The sequence below is a fragment of the Rhizobium sp. NLR10b genome, from assembly GCF_019685435.1.
Classification (GTDB): Bacteria; Pseudomonadota; Alphaproteobacteria; order Rhizobiales; family Rhizobiaceae; genus Rhizobium.
On sequence record NZ_JABDWV010000015.1, the window covers coordinates 83,147 to 99,200 of the forward strand.

General features: G+C 60.7%; 12 protein-coding genes. 9 read left to right on the forward strand and 3 right to left on the reverse strand.

Annotated features, from left to right (window positions below):
• Nucleotides 1-16 precede the first annotated feature (16 nt).
• The 8 genes from nuoN to HJB91_RS23360 all read left to right on the forward strand — a co-directional run bounded on the left by nuoN (nt 17) and on the right by HJB91_RS23360 (nt 8,681).
• The gene (gene nuoN / locus HJB91_RS23325) at nt 17-1,462 is read left to right on the forward strand and encodes an NADH-quinone oxidoreductase subunit NuoN (RefSeq protein WP_210628283.1); all 1,446 of its coding nucleotides are present in this window, start codon (nt 17-19) and stop codon (nt 1,460-1,462) included.
• Nucleotides 1,462-2,226, forward strand: coding sequence for a biotin--[acetyl-CoA-carboxylase] ligase (locus tag HJB91_RS23330; protein WP_210628282.1), 765 nt, complete (start codon nt 1,462-1,464; stop codon nt 2,224-2,226). Before nuoN ends, HJB91_RS23330 begins: the two co-directional genes overlap by 1 nt.
• Before the next feature lie 17 nt (nt 2,227-2,243).
• The gene (locus tag HJB91_RS23335) at nt 2,244-3,914 is read left to right on the forward strand and encodes a ribonuclease J (protein ID WP_221147470.1); all 1,671 of its coding nucleotides are present in this window, start codon (nt 2,244-2,246) and stop codon (nt 3,912-3,914) included.
• A gap of 2 nt (nt 3,915-3,916) precedes the next feature.
• The gene (gene mce / locus HJB91_RS23340; protein WP_210628280.1) at nt 3,917-4,321 is read left to right on the forward strand and encodes a methylmalonyl-CoA epimerase; all 405 of its coding nucleotides are present in this window, start codon (nt 3,917-3,919) and stop codon (nt 4,319-4,321) included.
• A 163-nt stretch (nt 4,322-4,484) separates the two neighbouring features.
• Nucleotides 4,485-4,760: a DUF1467 family protein gene (locus tag HJB91_RS23345; protein WP_210628279.1), complete on the forward strand. Its 276-nt coding sequence runs from the start codon at nt 4,485-4,487 to the stop codon at nt 4,758-4,760.
• A gap of 580 nt (nt 4,761-5,340) precedes the next feature.
• A complete protein-coding gene (proS, locus tag HJB91_RS23350) occupies nt 5,341-6,663 on the forward strand; it encodes a proline--tRNA ligase (RefSeq protein ID WP_210628278.1) in 1,323 nt (440 codons plus the stop codon).
• 15 nt (nt 6,664-6,678) lie between these two features.
• Nucleotides 6,679-7,983, forward strand: coding sequence for a lipoprotein-releasing ABC transporter permease subunit (locus HJB91_RS23355; RefSeq protein ID WP_210628277.1), 1,305 nt, complete (start codon nt 6,679-6,681; stop codon nt 7,981-7,983).
• Between the two features lie 14 nt (nt 7,984-7,997).
• Nucleotides 7,998-8,681 carry an ABC transporter ATP-binding protein gene (locus HJB91_RS23360; RefSeq protein WP_210628276.1) on the forward strand — a complete coding sequence of 228 codons (684 nt, stop codon included), beginning with the start codon at nt 7,998-8,000 and terminating at the stop codon, nt 8,679-8,681.
• 5 nt (nt 8,682-8,686) lie between these two features.
• Here HJB91_RS23360 and HJB91_RS23365 read toward each other — a convergent pair whose 3' ends face one another.
• Entirely contained in the window at nt 8,687-9,151 is a 465-nt protein-coding gene (locus tag HJB91_RS23365; RefSeq protein WP_210628275.1) for a DUF5680 domain-containing protein, read from the reverse strand.
• Between the two features lie 514 nt (nt 9,152-9,665).
• On the opposite strand from HJB91_RS23365, the gene dnaE reads away from it, so the two are divergent.
• On the forward strand, nt 9,666-13,163 hold the full coding sequence (dnaE, locus tag HJB91_RS23370; RefSeq protein ID WP_221147469.1) for a DNA polymerase III subunit alpha: 3,498 nt from the start codon (nt 9,666-9,668) through the stop codon (nt 13,161-13,163).
• 56 nt (nt 13,164-13,219) lie between these two features.
• On the opposite strand, the gene HJB91_RS23375 is transcribed toward dnaE, so the two are convergent.
• Nucleotides 13,220-14,476, reverse strand: a complete 1,257-nt coding sequence (locus HJB91_RS23375) for a L,D-transpeptidase family protein (RefSeq protein ID WP_221147468.1) — start codon at nt 14,474-14,476, stop codon at nt 13,220-13,222.
• A gap of 225 nt (nt 14,477-14,701) precedes the next feature.
• Nucleotides 14,702-15,994, reverse strand: a complete 1,293-nt coding sequence (locus HJB91_RS23380) for a DNA polymerase IV (RefSeq protein WP_221155975.1) — start codon at nt 15,992-15,994, stop codon at nt 14,702-14,704.
• Nucleotides 15,995-16,054 lie beyond the last annotated feature (60 nt).

Genomic DNA, 16,054 nt, shown 5'->3' on the forward strand with positions numbered 1-16,054 from the left:
ACGGGACTTATCGGACATGACCGCTGAAACAATTCTCCTCAGTCTGCATCTTTCCGCGCCGGAGCTCATCCTCGCGGTCGGCGCCCTGGTCCTGTTGATGGTCGGCGTCTTCTCAGGCGAGCGGTCGGGCCTTGTCGTCACCGGCCTCGCCATCGTGCTGCTGCTCGCATCCGGTCTGTGGCTGCTCTTCGTGCCGGCGGAAGGCCTCGCCTTCGGCGGCGTCTACATGGCCGACGGCTTCTCGCGCTTCATGAAGCTGGTGGCGCTCCTCGGTTCGCTGGTCGCTCTGTTCATGACGATGGGGCATGCCCGCGAAAATCAGCTCGACAAGTTCGAGTTCCCGGTTCTCCTGCTGCTGGCGACTCTCGGCATCCTGCTGATGATCTCGGCCAACGACCTGATCTCGCTCTATCTTGCGCTGGAACTGCAGTCGCTGGCGCTTTATGTCGTCGCCGCGATCAACCGCGACAGCCTGAAGTCGACCGAGGCCGGTCTCAAATATTTCGTGCTCGGCGCACTGTCATCCGGCATGCTGCTCTACGGCATGTCGCTGGTCTATGGCTTCACCGGTCACACCCATTTCGCCGAAATTGCCCAGGCGCTGTCCGTCGAGGGCGCACGGTCGCTCGGCCTCATCTTCGGCCTGGTCTTCATCCTCGCCGGCATCGCCTTCAAGATCTCGGCCGTTCCGTTCCACATGTGGACGCCGGATGTTTATGAAGGCGCGCCGACGCCGGTCACCGCCTTCCTTGCCGCAGCCCCCAAGGTTGCCGCCATGGCGATGATGACACGCATGGTCATCACCGCCTTCCAGCCGGTTCTGGCCGACTGGCAGCAGGTGGTCGTCTTCATCTCGATCGCCTCGATGCTGCTCGGCTCCTTTGCCGCGATCGGTCAGAAGAACATCAAGCGGCTGATGGCCTATTCTTCGATCGGCCACATGGGTTATGCGTTGGTCGGCCTAGCTGCCGGCAATCAGACCGGTGTTTCCGGCGTCATGCTTTACATGGTCATTTACATGATCATGACGCTCGGCACCTTTGCAATCATCATGTCGATGCGCCGCAAGGACGGCACCGTCGTCGAAAACGTCGACGATCTCGCCGGCCTCTCCACGACAAACCCGTTCATGGCCGTCGTGCTGACGGCGCTGATGTTCTCGCTCGCCGGCATCCCGCCGCTGGCAGGCTTCTTCGCCAAGTACTTCGTTTTCGTCGCCGCCATCGAAGCCAAGCTTTATGCGCTCGCCATCATCGGCGTTCTCGCCTCGGTCGTCGGCGCCTATTATTATCTGCGCGTCATCAAGCTGATGTGGTTCGATGAAGCGACCGGCGAATTCGCCCGTGTCTCCGGCGCCCTGCGGCTGGTCTTCGGTCTCTCCGGTCTCTTCGTCACCGCTTATGTCCTCATCGGCGGCCCGATCGGCGGCGCGGCAGAGCTTGCCGCCGCGACGCTCTTCTGATGGCCTCCGACGGACGGCGCCGGATATCGCTCGGCGATATCAGGCATGAGGCTCTGTCGGAAACATCGTCCACCAACAGCGAATGCCTCGCCCGAGCCCGGGCGGGGGATCCCGGCAATCTCTGGGTGACGGCCGAGAGGCAGACCGGCGGCCGCGGCCGTCGCGGCAGGCTCTGGGTTTCCGAACGCGGCAATCTCTACGCCTCTCTTCTGCTGATCGACCCGGCGCCGATGGAGCGCCTCGGCTCGCTGCCGCTGGCAATCGCCGTTGCCGTTCACCAGGCGATCCGCCGGGTGCTGCCGCTGGGCGCCGAGCCGCTCGAGGTCAAATGGCCGAACGATGTCCTCATCGGCAGAAAGAAGACCTGCGGCATCCTGATCGAAGGCGAAAGGCTGCCGGACGGCCGCTATGCGCTGATCGTCGGCATCGGCATCAATGTCTCGGTCATGCCGGACAATCCGCTCTATCCCGTCACCTGCCTGCGCGAGCATGCGAGCGCGGCGTCGCCGGAGGAGCTCTTCGCCCATCTCTTCGCGGCGACGGCGGATGTGCTCGAAATATGGGATCAGGGCCGCGGCATTGCCGAGATCACCGCGCGCTGGCGCGCCATCGCCTGCGGCGTCGGGGAAAATATCACGGTCAATTTACCGGACCGGTCGATTTCCGGACAATTCGCCGGGATTGATGATAATGGCTTGTTGATGCTCGATACCGGCGCTGGCACGGTCATGTCTATTGCCGCGGGTGATGTGTTTTTTGGATAGCGGAAAAAACGAAAATTATGGCGAAACAGGACGAATTGGTATTCCTGCCTCTGGGTGGCGTCGGCGAGATCGGGATGAATCTTGCCCTTTACGGCTACGGCCCGCCCGAGCATCGCCAGTGGATCATGGTTGACTGCGGCGTCACTTTCCCCGGACCCGACCTGCCGGGCGTCGATCTCGTTCTGCCCGATATCCGCTTCCTCGCCAGCGAGCGCAAGAACCTCAAAGCGATTATCATTACCCATGCCCATGAAGACCATTACGGGGCGCTTGCCGACCTCTGGCCGGGCCTAAATGTTCCGGTTTTCGCCTCGGCCTTTACATCGGGTCTGCTCGAAGCCAAACGCAACTTCGAGAAGGCAACGATCGGCGAAGTGCCGGTGACGCCGTTCAAGGCAGGCGACACGATCAATGTCGGCCCCTTCAGCATCGAAGGTGTGGCCGTCAATCACTCGATTCCCGAGCCGATGTCGCTGATGATCCGCACGCCGGCCGGCAACGTTATCCACACCGGCGACTGGAAGATCGACCACGAGCCTTCGCTCGGGCCGCTGACCGATGAGACGCGCTTCCGCCAGCTTGGCGACGAGGGCGTGCTGGCGCTGATGTGCGATTCCACCAACGCCCTGCGCGACGGTGTTTCGCCCTCCGAGAAAGATGTGTCGGAAAGCCTGCGCAAGATCATCGAGGATGCCGAGGGCCGGGTGGCGATCACCACCTTCTCGTCGAATGTCGGGCGTATTCGCACCGTAGCCGAGGCTGCCGAGGCGGCCGGCCGCGAAGTGCTGCTGCTCGGCAGTTCGCTGAAGCGCGTCGTCGATGTCGCTAGTGATATCGGCCTGATGGAAGGGGTCAAACCTTTCATTTCCGAGGAGGAGTACGGTTACATTCCGCGCGACAAGGTCGTCGTCATCCTGACTGGCAGCCAGGGTGAGGCGCGGGCCGCCCTTGCCAAGCTCTCCCGCGACGAGATGCGCAACGTGGCCTTTGCGGCAGGCGATATCGTCGTCTTTTCCTCGCGCGCCATTCCCGGCAACGAGAAGGCGATCCAGGATATCAAGAACGGCCTTGTCGAGCAGGGCGTACATATCATCACCGATACCGAGGCGCTCGTCCACGTCTCCGGCCATCCGCGCCGCAACGAGTTGCAGAGGATGTATGAGTGGACCCGGCCGAAAATCGTCGTGCCGGTGCATGGCGAGGCGACGCATCTGACGGCGCATAAGGAGCTTGCCGAGCAATCCGGCATTGCGATCGTCCCGCGGGTGCGCAACGGGGATATCCTGCGGCTGGCGCCAGGTCCGGTCGAGGTGATCGGCGAAGCGCCGCATGGCCGGATCTACAAGGACGGCCTGCTGATCGGCGATTTCGATGAGATGGGTATCGGCGAGCGCAAGAAACTCTCCTATGTCGGCCATGTCGCGGTAAACGTCTTGCTCGACGCGCGGTATGACATTCTCGGCGATCCCGATCTCGTCTCGATCGGCCTGCCGGTTTATGATGACGAAGGCGAGGAGATGGAAGATACGCTCTACGATGCGGCGATCAGCGCCATCGAAAGCATTCCGCGCGCCCGCCGCAAGGATATCGACATGCTGCAGGAGGCCGTGCGGCGTGCCATCCGCGCAGCTGCAAATCACGCCTGGGGTAAAAAGCCCCTTGTCACCGCCTTCATCACCAAGGTCTGACCATGCTCGGCCGAGTGAACCATATCGCCATAGCCGTTCGCGACCTCGCAGCGGCGACGGCCGCTTATCGCGACACGCTGGGGGCCGCCGTATCGCAGCCGCAGCCTCTGCCGGAACACGGGGTCACCGTCGTCTTCGTCGAATTGCCGAACACCAAGGTCGAATTGCTGCAGCCGCTCGGGCAAGACTCGCCGATCGCAACTTTCCTCGAAAAGAACCCGTCCGGCGGCATGCATCATATCTGTTACGAGGTGGACGATATCATCCTCGCCCGTGACCGACTGGTCGTCGCCGGCGCGCGGGTGCTTGGCGACGGCCAGCCGAAGACCGGCGCGCATGGCAAGCCGGTGCTCTTTCTGCACCCCAAGGATTTCTTCGGCACGCTGATCGAACTCGAACAGGCCTAAAGCAAATACAATCGGACTCGTTTTCGCTGCGGCAGAGTGACCCGAAGACGGCGAAATGTTGCGTTCGCTTTGAGTTGGACGCTATTCCGCCGTATAAGTGCGCCAGCTCCAAGCGGCACCGCGCTTCACGCGTTCTGTCGGCAAGACACCACCGGGAAAGATAATGCTCCAGACCTTCCTTCAGGGATTCGCCGTCTATTTCATCATCTGGTGGATGACGCTGTTCGCCGTTCTGCCGATCGGCCTGCGCACCCAGGCGGAAGACGACGATGTCGTGCTCGGCACCGTGCCAAGTGCGCCCACCCGCTTTCGCGCCGCCTTCGTCTTTTCGCTGACGACGCTGATCTCAGCGCTGATCTATGGCATCTGGTATGTCTGCGACACTTATTTCGGCTGGGGATTTGACGCCCTTCCACAACTCGGGCCTAGCTTCTATTGAAATAGCTTTTGCTCAAACTTTGAGCATATGCAAATCTTATCATGGAAGTCCAGTTGGCGTCATGCTGGCGCGTCAGAGCGCTCGCCTAACGGAATGAGGGGCTCACCTTACGGAAGCCGTCTGGAGTTTGAAGGGGGGGAGAGGGTGAAAAACCAAAAAAAAACAAGGCTAAAAGCCTTGTTTTAAGTATCGCGTGATCTGTAACCGTTGCCGGGGCTGCGACGAGCGCGCCTAAGATCTGATCCTCCCAAGACTTGACCGCGAAATGGCAAGAATTAACTTCCTTGCCTGTTTTGTGAGCTAAAGCTAGCCCAAACATTGGGCTTTGTCATTAGCTTTTTTTGTATTTTTGCTACACGCCAGCAAAATTTTTCTGTTGACAAGATTTTCGTTCAAGTCCTTATAAACACGCACTTTTTCACGCCCTTTCATTTTGCGGGTGCGAACAAGCGTGTCCCGGAGGCGCCCGACAGCAGTTGCGGGTTTCCTTCCCGCTGCGAAGCGGCTATGAACGCTCCCACATTCACAACCTATCTTCGATTCCGCTCGCCAGCGGGATCTCAACTGCTCCGGAATCGCCATGCGTCTGTCTCGCTACTTCATGCCCATCCTTAAGGAAAACCCCAAGGAGGCGGAAATCGTCTCCCATCGGTTAATGCTGCGCGCCGGCATGATCCGCCAGCAGTCTCAGGGCATCTATTCCTGGTTGCCGCTCGGCAAGCGTGTGCTAGACAAGGTCAACGCCATTATCCGTGAGGAGCAGAACCGCGCCGGAGCTATCGAGCTTTCGATGCCGACCCTGCAATCGGCCGAGCTCTGGCAGGAAAGCGGCCGTTATGATGCCTATGGCAAGGAGATGCTGCGTATCAAGGACCGCCAGGACCGGCCGATGCTCTACGGCCCCACCAACGAGGAGATGGTGACGGATATTTTCCGCTCCTCCGTCAAATCCTACAAGGACCTGCCGCTCAATCTCTATCACATCCAGCTGAAGTTCCGTGACGAGATCCGGCCTCGCTTCGGCACCATGCGCTCGCGCGAATTCATGATGAAGGACGCTTATTCCTTCGATTTGACGCGCGAAGGGGCGGAGCATTCCTATAATAAGATGTTCGCCGCCTATCTCAGAACATTCGATCGGCTTGGCCTTCGCGCCATCCCGATGCGCGCGGATACCGGGCCGATTGGCGGCAATCTCAGCCATGAATTCATCATCCTCGCCGATACCGGCGAATCCGAGGTCTTCTGCCATAAGGACTTCGTCGGTTTCGATATTCCCGGCGAAAACACCGATTTCGACAGCGTCGAAGGCCTGAAGGCGATCTTCGACAAGTGGACCTCGCTCTATGCGGCCACCTCGGAAATGCACGACGAGGCTGCCTTCAACGCCGTTCCCGAAGCCGAGCGCCTTTCCGCTCGCGGCATCGAGGTTGGCCATATCTTTTACTTTGGCACGAAATATTCCGAGCCCATGGGCGCGAAAGTGCAAGGACCGGATGGCAAGGAACATTTCGTCCACATGGGTTCCTACGGTATCGGTCCGACACGCCTTGTTCCCGCCATCATCGAAGCATCGCATGATGAGAACGGAATCATCTGGCCGGCATCGGTCGCACCCTTCGATGTCGTCGTCATCAACATGAAGGTGGGCGATGAGGCCTGCGACGATACTTGCGAGCTGATCTACGCCGCGCTGAAAAAGGCCGGCAAGGATGTGCTCTATGACGATACCGACGACCGGGCCGGCACGAAATTCGCGACGGCCGACCTGATCGGCGTACCTGTCCAGATCATCGCCGGGCCGCGTGCGGTCGCGAACGGCGAGGTCGAAGTGAAGGACCGCAAGACCGGCGCCCGTGAAACGATGACCATCGAAGCGGCGATCAACAGGTTCGTGGCTTAAGGAAACGGAGGCGAAATGGCAGAGGCAGCAGTGGACCGGAGTTCAAAATCCGGCTTGGGTCCGGCTGGCAAGCCATTTTCCACCTTTGAGCGCCTCGTGGCGTGGCGTTATCTGCGCGCCCGCCGCAAGGAGGCCTTCATCTCGGTCATCGCCGGCTTCTCCTTCGTCGGCATCATGCTCGGCGTTGCGACGCTGATCATCGTCATGGCCGTCATGAACGGCTTTCGCACCGAACTCGTCTCGCGCATCCTCGGCATCAACGGTCATATGATCGTGCAGCCGGTCGACGGACCTTTCACTGATTATGCGGATCTCGCCAGCAGGCTCGCCGCCGTGCCCGGCGTCAAGATGGCGCTGCCGCTGGTCGAAGGCCAGGTGCTCGCCTCCGCCCAGGCTGGCGGCAGCACCGGTGCGCTGGTGCGCGGTGTCCGCGCGGAAGATCTGACCAAACTCAAAGCGGTTTCTGAGCATATTAACCCGGGCGACATGGTGGGTTTTGCTTCCGGCCAAGGCGTGTTGATCGGCACCCGCATGGCCGACCAGCTCGGCCTGCGCGTCGGCGACCTGATTACGCTGACGTCGCCGGATGGTGACATTACGCCGATGGGCGTCAGCCCGCGCGTCAAGTCCTACAAGATCTCCGGGCTGTTCGAGATCGGCATGTCCGAATATGATTCCTCGATCATCTTCATGCCGCTCGAGGAGGCGCAGCTTTATTTCAATGCCGAGGGGCTGGTGCAGTCGATCGAGCTTTTCGTCGATCACCCCGACGATATCGATGCTCTGAAGCCCAAAGTGGAGGAAGCGGCAGGCCGTCAGATCAACCTCACTGACTGGCGCCAGCGCAACCAGACCTTCTTTTCGGCGCTGCAAGTCGAGCGCAACGTCATGTTCATGATCCTGACGCTGATCGTGCTGGTGGCGGCGCTGAACATCATCTCCGGCCTCATCATGCTGGTGAAGGACAAAGGCAGCGATATCGCCATCCTGCGCACCATGGGCGCCAGCGCCGGCGCCATCATGCGCATCTTCTTCATGACCGGGGCGGCCATCGGCATCGTCGGTACTCTTGCCGGTGTGCTGCTCGGCGTTCTCGTCTGCGTCAATATCGAATCCATCCGCCAGTTCTTCTCCTGGATATCCGGCACCGTGATTTTCAATCCCCAGGTCTATTTCCTCAGCCAGCTGCCGGCCGAGATGGATATCAGCGAAACGATCTCGGTGGTCGTCATGGCGCTCAGCCTCTCCTTCATCGCCACCATCTTCCCGGCATGGCGCGCCTCCAGGCTCGATCCGGTGCAGGCCCTGCGCTACGAATAAGGAATGCCGCATTCATGAACCGCAACGTCGTCCTCAAGCTTACCGGCGTCGAGCGCCATTACGGGCAGGGTGATACGCTGCTCACGATCTTGAAGGGAGCAGATTTCTCGCTGTCGAAAGGGGAGATCGTCGCCCTCGTCGCCCCCTCCGGCACGGGCAAGTCGACGCTGCTGCACGTGGCAGGCCTGCTCGAGCATCCGGATGGCGGCGAAGTCACCATCAACGGCCATGCCTGTGACGGTCTTTCCGACGAGAAGCGCACGGCGATCCGCCGCCGCGAGATCGGCTTCGTCTACCAGTTCCACCATCTCCTGCCGGAATTTTCGGCGCTTGAGAACATCATGATGCCGCAGCTGATCGCCGGTCTGTCCTGGAAGGAAGCCCAGGAGCGAGCCGGTCAGCTCCTCGACTATATGCGCATCGGCCATCGCGGTTCGCATCGCCCGGCCGAGCTTTCAGGAGGCGAACAGCAGCGTGTCGCGATCGCCCGCGCCGTCGCCAATGCGCCGACGCTGCTTCTTGCCGACGAGCCGACCGGCAATCTGGATCCGGAAACGGCAAGCTACGTCTTCGATGCGCTGGAGGCGCTAGTGCGCCAATCTGGCCTTGCCGCCCTCATCGCCACTCACAATCACGAACTCGCCGGCCGCATGGATCGGCGCGTCACGATCTCCGATGGCAAGGTCGTCGACTTCTAGCTCGACTACGGGACGACCAGCCCGCCGCGGTAATCGAGCACATAAGCCTTCCGCCCGGCGACCATGATGCATTCATGGCCACTGAATCGCTCGCAGCCGCCTTCGCTGCGGTCGACATAGCGGCCGAACGGATGATCGAATTCCATTCCGCCGAGAAAGCGGCCCTCCCGATACATTGCCGACAGCGCCGCCTTGATCACGGTCCCGGCGGCTCTGCCGTCGATGAGATCGGACGCGACGACGCAGCCGAAATAATTCATCGCCCAGACGGGTTCGCCGGTAAACCAAACCACTTCCTGTCCGGCGAAATCGGTGCCGCCGAAATAGCTGTCCAGATAACGCCAGTCGCCGCTGAAGTAGCCGATATCATGGGCACCCGGTCGGCAGGGCGGGCGAGGCACACCGCCGCCGACATAGGTCGCGGCTTTCGCCTCTACGATGAAGTCGTTCAGCACCGCGGTGTCGAGCATGATCATCTTCCTCCCTGTCTCATCTGATACGGAAATAGCAGAAGACAGAGAACATAAGAAGTACAAAAGGCCGAGCATTGCTCGATCGCCTTGGGGCAGGTGCATCAGACATCGGATGCGCTGTATGGATCCGTTCGGCAGGCGATGTCGGGCCGGTCGCGCGGAGCATGTTCAAAGCCAGCGCTGAAGCTGTTCGATTCGCAGCACGGAACCCGCATCTTTCAAACGCAAGCGCGAAGGAAAAGATTCCTGTTGACATCGGAACATAGATGGAACAAAGTGAAAACATAACGAGTAAAGGAGAGCCAGATGACTGACATGATCCGTGATATCGCAGCATTCACCTCCATCGCAATGTTCGTTGCCAGCTTCTCGCTTATCGTCATCGCGATCTAAAGTTTTCAGGGGATCGCATGGCAGTCATGCGGTTCACACGCGGGTCTTCTTCTGGACATCATCGCCCTCAATGCCGACAATGCATCCGATTCATTTCGGCTGATTGGGAAGGCATATCATGGCGGAGACGGAAAAGGGTTCAATGGGTGAGGCGACCGGCGGCACGCCGGGCTTCATCCACCTGAGGGTCCACTCCGCCTATTCGCTTCTTGAGGGCGCGCTGCCTCTGAAGAAGATCCTCTACAAGGCGACCGGCGACAGTCAGCCGGCGATCGCCATTACCGACACCAATAATCTCTTCGTCGCCCTTGAATTCTCCCAGAAGGCAATGGACGAGGGCCTGCAGCCGATCATCGGCTGCCAGGTCTCGATCGACATGGAAGACGGATTGGAAAGCGAAAAGCGCGGCGGTCAGCCGGCCCTGATCAAGCTGCCGTCGATCGTTCTTCTTGCCGCGACGGAGGCTGGTTACGAAAGGCTGGTCGATCTCGTCAGCCGCGCCTATCTCGGCGGCGATAGCAACCAGGCCATTCATATCAGAGCTTCCTGGCTGGAAGAGGCAGGCACGGAAGGGCTGATCGCCTTGACCGGCGCGGTGACCGGGCCGGTCGACGCGGCTGTCAGGGAAGGTCACCACGCCCAGGCGGAAGCCCGGCTGCTCACGCTGAAGCGTCTCTTCGGCGACAGACTCTATGTCGAGCTGCAGCGGCACGGCACCTACGACAGGCGGCACGAACAGAAGATCGTCAGGCTTGCTTACACGCATGACCTGCCGCTCGTCGCCACCAACGAAGCCTTCTTTCCGACCCGCGACGATTACGACGCCCATGATGCGCTGATGGCGGTTGCGCATAACGCCATCGTCTCCGACGATAGCCGTTTTCGCCTGACTCCGGATCACTACCTGAAGAGCCGGGCCGAGATGGCCAAGCTCTTTTCCGACCTGCCGGAAGCGCTTGAGAACACAATCGAGATCGCCAGGCGCTGCTCCTTCGTGCTGAAAACGCGAAAGCCGATTCTGCCGCGTTTCACGGGCGCCACCGACGATGCCGAGGAGGCGGAACGCGCCGAGGCAGGCGAATTGCGCCGCCAGGCAGTGGAAGGGCTGGACATGCGGCTTTCGACCCTCGGCATGTCGCCCGGTTACGAGGAAAAGGATTATCGCGAGCGGCTGGAATTCGAGCTCGGCGTCATCGAGCGCATGCGCTTCCCAGGTTACTTCCTGATCGTTTCCGACTTCATCAAATGGGCCAAGCAACATGATATTCCCGTCGGTCCCGGTCGTGGCTCGGGCGCGGGTTCGCTGGTCGCCTATGCCTTGACGATCACCGACGTCGATCCGCTCAGGTTTTCGCTGCTGTTCGAGCGCTTCCTCAATCCGGAACGCGTCTCGATGCCTGACTTCGACATCGACTTCTGCCAGGACCGCCGCGAAGAGGTGATCCGCTACGTCCAGGCGAAATATGGCCGCGAGCAGGTGGCGCAGATCATCACCTTCGGTTCACTGCAGGCGCGCGCCGCCCTTCGCGACGTCGGACGCGTGCTGGAAATGCCTTACGGCCAGGTCGACAAAATCTGCAAACTCGTGCCGAACAATCCCGCCAATCCGACGCCACTCTCAAAGGCGATCGAAGAGGAGCCGAAGCTGCAGGAGGAGGCGGCGAAAGAACCGGTGGTGGCGCGTTTGCTCGACATCGCCCAGAAGATCGAAGGGCTTTATCGCCACGCCTCGACGCATGCCGCCGGCATCGTCATCGGCGACCGGCCGCTGTCCAAGCTGGTGCCGATGTATCGCGATCCGCGCTCCGACATGCCGGTTACCCAGTTCAACATGAAGTGGGTGGAGCAGGCCGGCCTCGTCAAATTCGACTTCCTCGGTCTGAAGACACTGACTGTGCTGAAGGTCGCCGTCGATTTCGTCGCCAAGCGCGGCATCAAAGTCGATCTTGCGGCCATTCCTCTCGACGACAAGCCGACCTACGAGATGCTGTCGCGCGGCGAGACGGTTGGCGTGTTCCAGGTGGAAAGTGCCGGCATGCGCAAGGCGCTGATCGGCATGAAGCCGGACTGCATCGAGGATATCATCGCGCTGGTGGCGCTTTACCGCCCGGGCCCGATGGAGAACATCCCGACCTACAATGCCCGCAAGCACGGCGACGAAGAGCTGGAATCGATCCATCCGATGATCGACCACCTGCTCAAGGAAACGCAGGGCGTCATTGTCTACCAGGAACAGGTGATGCAGATCGCCCAGGTCCTGTCGGGCTATTCGCTTGGCGAAGCCGACCTTCTGCGCCGCGCCATGGGTAAAAAGATCAAGGCGGAGATGGACCAGCAGCGGGAACGCTTCGTCGTCGGCGCCGTCAAGAACGGCGTATCCAAGCCGCAAGCCGACAACATCTTCGAACTCCTGGCGAAGTTCGCAAACTACGGCTTCAACAAGTCGCACGCCGCCGCCTACGCCATCGTCTCCTACCAGACGGCCTACATGAAGGCGCACTATCCCGTCGAATTCCTCGCCGCCTCGATGACGCTCGACATGTCCAACACGGAAAAGGTCAATGATTTCCGACAGGACGCCAAGCGGCTCGGCATCGAGGTGATCGCGCCTTCGGTGCAGACCTCCTTCCGCCATTTCGAGACCGGCGACAATCGTATCTACTATGCGCTGGCTGCCCTCAAAGGGGTCGGCGAATCCGCCGTCGACCACATCGTCGAGATGCGTGGCGACAAGCCTTTTGCCAGCATCGAGGATTTCTGCCTGCGCATCGATCCGCGCCAAGTGAACCGCCGCGTGCTCGAAAGCCTGATCTATGCCGGCGCCTTCGATTGTTTTGGCACGGACCGCGCCCAGCTGGCCGCCGGCCTCGACCGCATCCTCGGTTATGCCCAGCGCGCCCAGGAAAACAAGCTGAGCGGTCAATCGGACATTTTTGGCAGCGCACTAAACTCAGGTCCGGAGAAGATCTCCTTGCCGCCCTATTCACCCTGGCTGGCATCGGAGCGTCTGCTCAAGGAATTCCAGGTGCTGGGCTTCTATCTGACGGCCCACCCGCTCGATTCCTACAACAACATCCTGCAGAAGATGCGTGTGCAGACCTTTGCCGAGTTTTCTCAGGCGATTAAGCAGGGGGCTGCCAATGCGCGCCTTGCCGGAACCGTCATCTCCAAGCAGGAGCGCAAGACCCGCACCGGCAACAAGATGGGCATCATCGTCTTTTCCGATTCCTCGGGCCAGTTCGAGGCGGTGCTGTTTTCGGAGATGCTGAACCAGTATCGCGACGTGCTCGAGTCCGGGAAATCCTTCCTGCTGACCGCGACCGGTGAGGAGCGGCCGGAGGGCATCGGTCTGCGTATCCAGACGATCCAGTCGCTGGAGGAAAAGTCGCTCCAGATGCAGAAGGCGCTGCGCGTCTATATCAGAGATTCCGGGCCGCTGAAGATGGTCGCCGGCCATCTGAACGCCAAGGGCGACGGTCTCGTTTCCTTCATCGTCATCAAGGAGGACGGCAAACGCGAGGTGGAAGTGGCGCTGTCGGAGAAATACCGCATCACTCCGGAGATTGCTGCCGCTCTTCGCGCCGCGCCCGGCGTCGTCGACGTCGAGCTTGTCTGATCAACCCAGTTGATCGTGATCAACCCGGTCGATCGTAATCAGCCCGGTTGATCTCATCACCCACGGGTGATCGTGATGAAATCCGTGCCCTCACCGGTTTCGCGACCAAGGCCGGTATCGGAGATCGTCAACGTCGAGCCGGGCGCGATCAGCGCGTCGATCCTGCGGCGTGTTTCGTCGGGGATCGTGATGCGGCTCAGCGAACGGGCGATCGGCCTGCCTGTGACGATCGAACTTTCCTGATTGGTGATCCCGAGCCGCTTCATCGTCTCGCGGGAGAGATTGTTCTCGAGCGTGATGCCCAGCCAATCCGCCGTGCCGGCATGTTCATCGACGGCATGCAGCGTGAAGAAATGCGTGCCGAGTGCTAAGTCCGGATCGGCGATCGTCACCGGGGCCTCGAAGATCGGCCTGAAGGCCTGACGCACCATGATGACGCCGTTCGGCGGTTCACCCTTGCCGGCGGCGGAATAGACCGATGTGAGAAGTCTGTCGGAGACCAGGCTCCTGTCGCCGGCAAATTCCACCGGCCGCAGCATCTTGAAGGCGTTGATCGCCTGCACGGTCGACGGACCGAGCAGGCCGTCCGGACCGCCGGCGGAAAAGCCGAGCTGATTGAGTAGCGTCTGGATGTCGATCACCGTCTCGCGCAGCGTGCGCCGCGTGACGAGCATGCTGATCGGTTCGGACGGCGGCTCGGCTTCGGGCGCCGTAATCGACGGATTTGCCGGCATTGGCATCGCCGCGGTATCGTTCATCGCCACCTGCACCGGTGTCCCGGCGCTGTCGGGCATCGAGGGCCGCAGTTCGACATCCGAAAGCAGCGGCATCGCTGCCGGCGCATCGGGGCGGAAAAGGTTCGGATGGTCGATCGGTTGCGGCACCAATTCGTCGTCGCTGATGATGACGGGAATGCCGGGCTCGGTCATTCGGTAGAGCATTTTTGCGAAGGCGCCGGGCATGCGCACGCAGCCGTGCGAGGCCGGATAACGCGGAACGGAATTGGATTCGTGCAGCGCGATGCCGGACCATGTCAGCCGTTGCATGAACGGCATCGGGGCAGCCGAATAGAGGTTGGATTCGTGGTATTTCTGCTTTTCGAGCACCGAAAAAATGCCGCTCGGCGTCGTATGGCCGTCCTTGCCGGTCGAGACCTTCGAGGTTGCGACGACCTCGGTGCCGTCATAAACCACAAGCGACTGCTTGTTCTTCGAGACGAAGATCTGCAGCGTGCGTGCATCCGCGGCCAGAGCAGGGTGCACGAGTGCGGTGGCCGACAGCAAGCCGAGGCCGAAGACGAGACGCGAGAACATGATACCCAACCATACGCAATACTGGTACGCACATTACGGGACGAAGTTTAAGGAAGATTTTAACCCCCGGACTCGGCGGCTCGCCCGGACCGGTGCAGCGGTTCCGCTCTAACGACGCGCATAGGATAAAAGGCAAAGCATGTCGCATCATCAAAGTTTCAGCTGTCTGATTTAACGCATTCGTACGAATTTCGAATAGCCGCGCGCACTTTTGCGCGGGATGTTCTAGTGATCGCGCTTGCCGTTGCCGAAGGTGTAGCCGGTCTCGACTGTGTTCTTGCCGAACTTGTCGCGCAGCTTGTCCATCGCCGCTTCGGCCGCCGCCCGCCGGCCTGACTGCCGGTCGATGAGATCGGGCGGATCGGCGCGAGTGGCGTCGCCGAGATCGGTGACGCCGATGCCGATCAGGCGGAATTTCGTACCGTCCGTTTCCTTTTTGAGAAGCTCGAGCCCGATGCGGAAGATCCTGTCGGCAAGCTGAGTCGGGTCCTCGAGCTTGCGGTTGCGGGTGCGCGTCTTGAAGTCGGCGCTCTTCATCTTCAGCACCACAGTCTGGCCGGCGATATCGTTTTTCTTCAGCCGCCAGGAAACCTTTTCGGAAAGGTTGCGCAGGATCGGCACCAGATCGTCGTGCCGCGAGATGTCGTCGAAGAAGGTCGTTTCGGCCGAAACGCTCTTGGCGGAGTCGTTGAGATGCACCTCGCGGTCGTCGATGCCGCGCGACAGCTGGGCGAGCCGCTGGCCGATGCTGCCGTAGCGGCGCATCAGGTCGTTCTCCTCCATCTGCTGCAACTGGCCGATGGTGCGGATGCCATCCGCCTCCAGCGTCGCGGCAAAGGCCTTGCCGACGCCCCAGATGGTGGTCACGGGACGCGGGGCCAGGAATTCCACCGCTTCTTCGCGGCCGATAACGGAAAATCCGCGCGGCTTCTGCAGGTCGGAAGCGACCTTGGCGAGGAATTTGCAATAGGAAAGCCCGACCGAAACGGTAATGCCGATCTCCTTTTCGATGCGGCGAGCGAATTTGGCGAGCGTGCGCGCCGGTGGATCGTGATGCAGCCTCTCGGTGCCGCCAAGTTCCAGGAAGGCTTCGTCGATCGACAGCGGCTGCACCAGCGGCGTCAGATCCTGCATCAGCGCACGCACCTGGCGCCCAACACGGACATATTTCTCCATGTCCGGGCGTATGACGATGGCCTGAGGACATGCCTCCAGCGCCTTGAACATCGGCATCGCCGAACGCACCCCGTGGATACGGGCGATATAGCAGGCAGTGGAGACGACACCGCGTTTGCCGCCGCCGATGATGACGGGCTTGTCGGCAAGTTCGGGATTGTCGCGCTTCTCGACCGCCGCGTAGAAGGCGTCGCAATCGATATGCGCAAGCGTCAATGCGTAGAGTTCGCGATGGCGCACCAGGCGCGGGCTGCCGCAGGAAATGCAACGACGCGCCTCGCCCTTCTGCTCGGCAAGGCAGTCGCGACAGAAGCCGGGTGTCTTGTCAGGCGCGGGCGTCATGGTGAGAACAAAGGTTGAACGGCGCGACACTACGCCTTAAGCTTATGAGTCACAAGAGAG

Excerpts from the sequence above, each read along its gene's own strand:
- nuoN (WP_210628283.1), top strand. The coding sequence starts at position 17 with ATGACCGCTGAAACAATTCTCCTCAGTCTGCATCTTTCCGCGCCGGAG.
- HJB91_RS23330 (WP_210628282.1), top strand. The coding sequence starts at position 1,462 with ATGGCCTCCGACGGACGGCGCCGGATATCGCTCGGCGATATCAGGCAT.
- HJB91_RS23335 (WP_221147470.1), top strand. The coding sequence starts at position 2,244 with ATGGCGAAACAGGACGAATTGGTATTCCTGCCTCTGGGTGGCGTCGGC.
- mce (WP_210628280.1), top strand. The coding sequence starts at position 3,917 with ATGCTCGGCCGAGTGAACCATATCGCCATAGCCGTTCGCGACCTCGCA.
- HJB91_RS23345 (WP_210628279.1), top strand. The coding sequence starts at position 4,485 with ATGCTCCAGACCTTCCTTCAGGGATTCGCCGTCTATTTCATCATCTGG.
- proS (WP_210628278.1), top strand. The coding sequence starts at position 5,341 with ATGCGTCTGTCTCGCTACTTCATGCCCATCCTTAAGGAAAACCCCAAG.
- HJB91_RS23355 (WP_210628277.1), top strand. The coding sequence starts at position 6,679 with ATGGCAGAGGCAGCAGTGGACCGGAGTTCAAAATCCGGCTTGGGTCCG.
- HJB91_RS23360 (WP_210628276.1), top strand. The coding sequence starts at position 7,998 with ATGAACCGCAACGTCGTCCTCAAGCTTACCGGCGTCGAGCGCCATTAC.
- HJB91_RS23365 (WP_210628275.1), bottom strand. The coding sequence starts at position 9,151 with ATGCTCGACACCGCGGTGCTGAACGACTTCATCGTAGAGGCGAAAGCC.
- dnaE (WP_221147469.1), top strand. The coding sequence starts at position 9,666 with ATGGCGGAGACGGAAAAGGGTTCAATGGGTGAGGCGACCGGCGGCACG.
- HJB91_RS23375 (WP_221147468.1), bottom strand. The coding sequence starts at position 14,476 with ATGTTCTCGCGTCTCGTCTTCGGCCTCGGCTTGCTGTCGGCCACCGCA.
- HJB91_RS23380 (WP_221155975.1), bottom strand. The coding sequence starts at position 15,994 with ATGACGCCCGCGCCTGACAAGACACCCGGCTTCTGTCGCGACTGCCTT.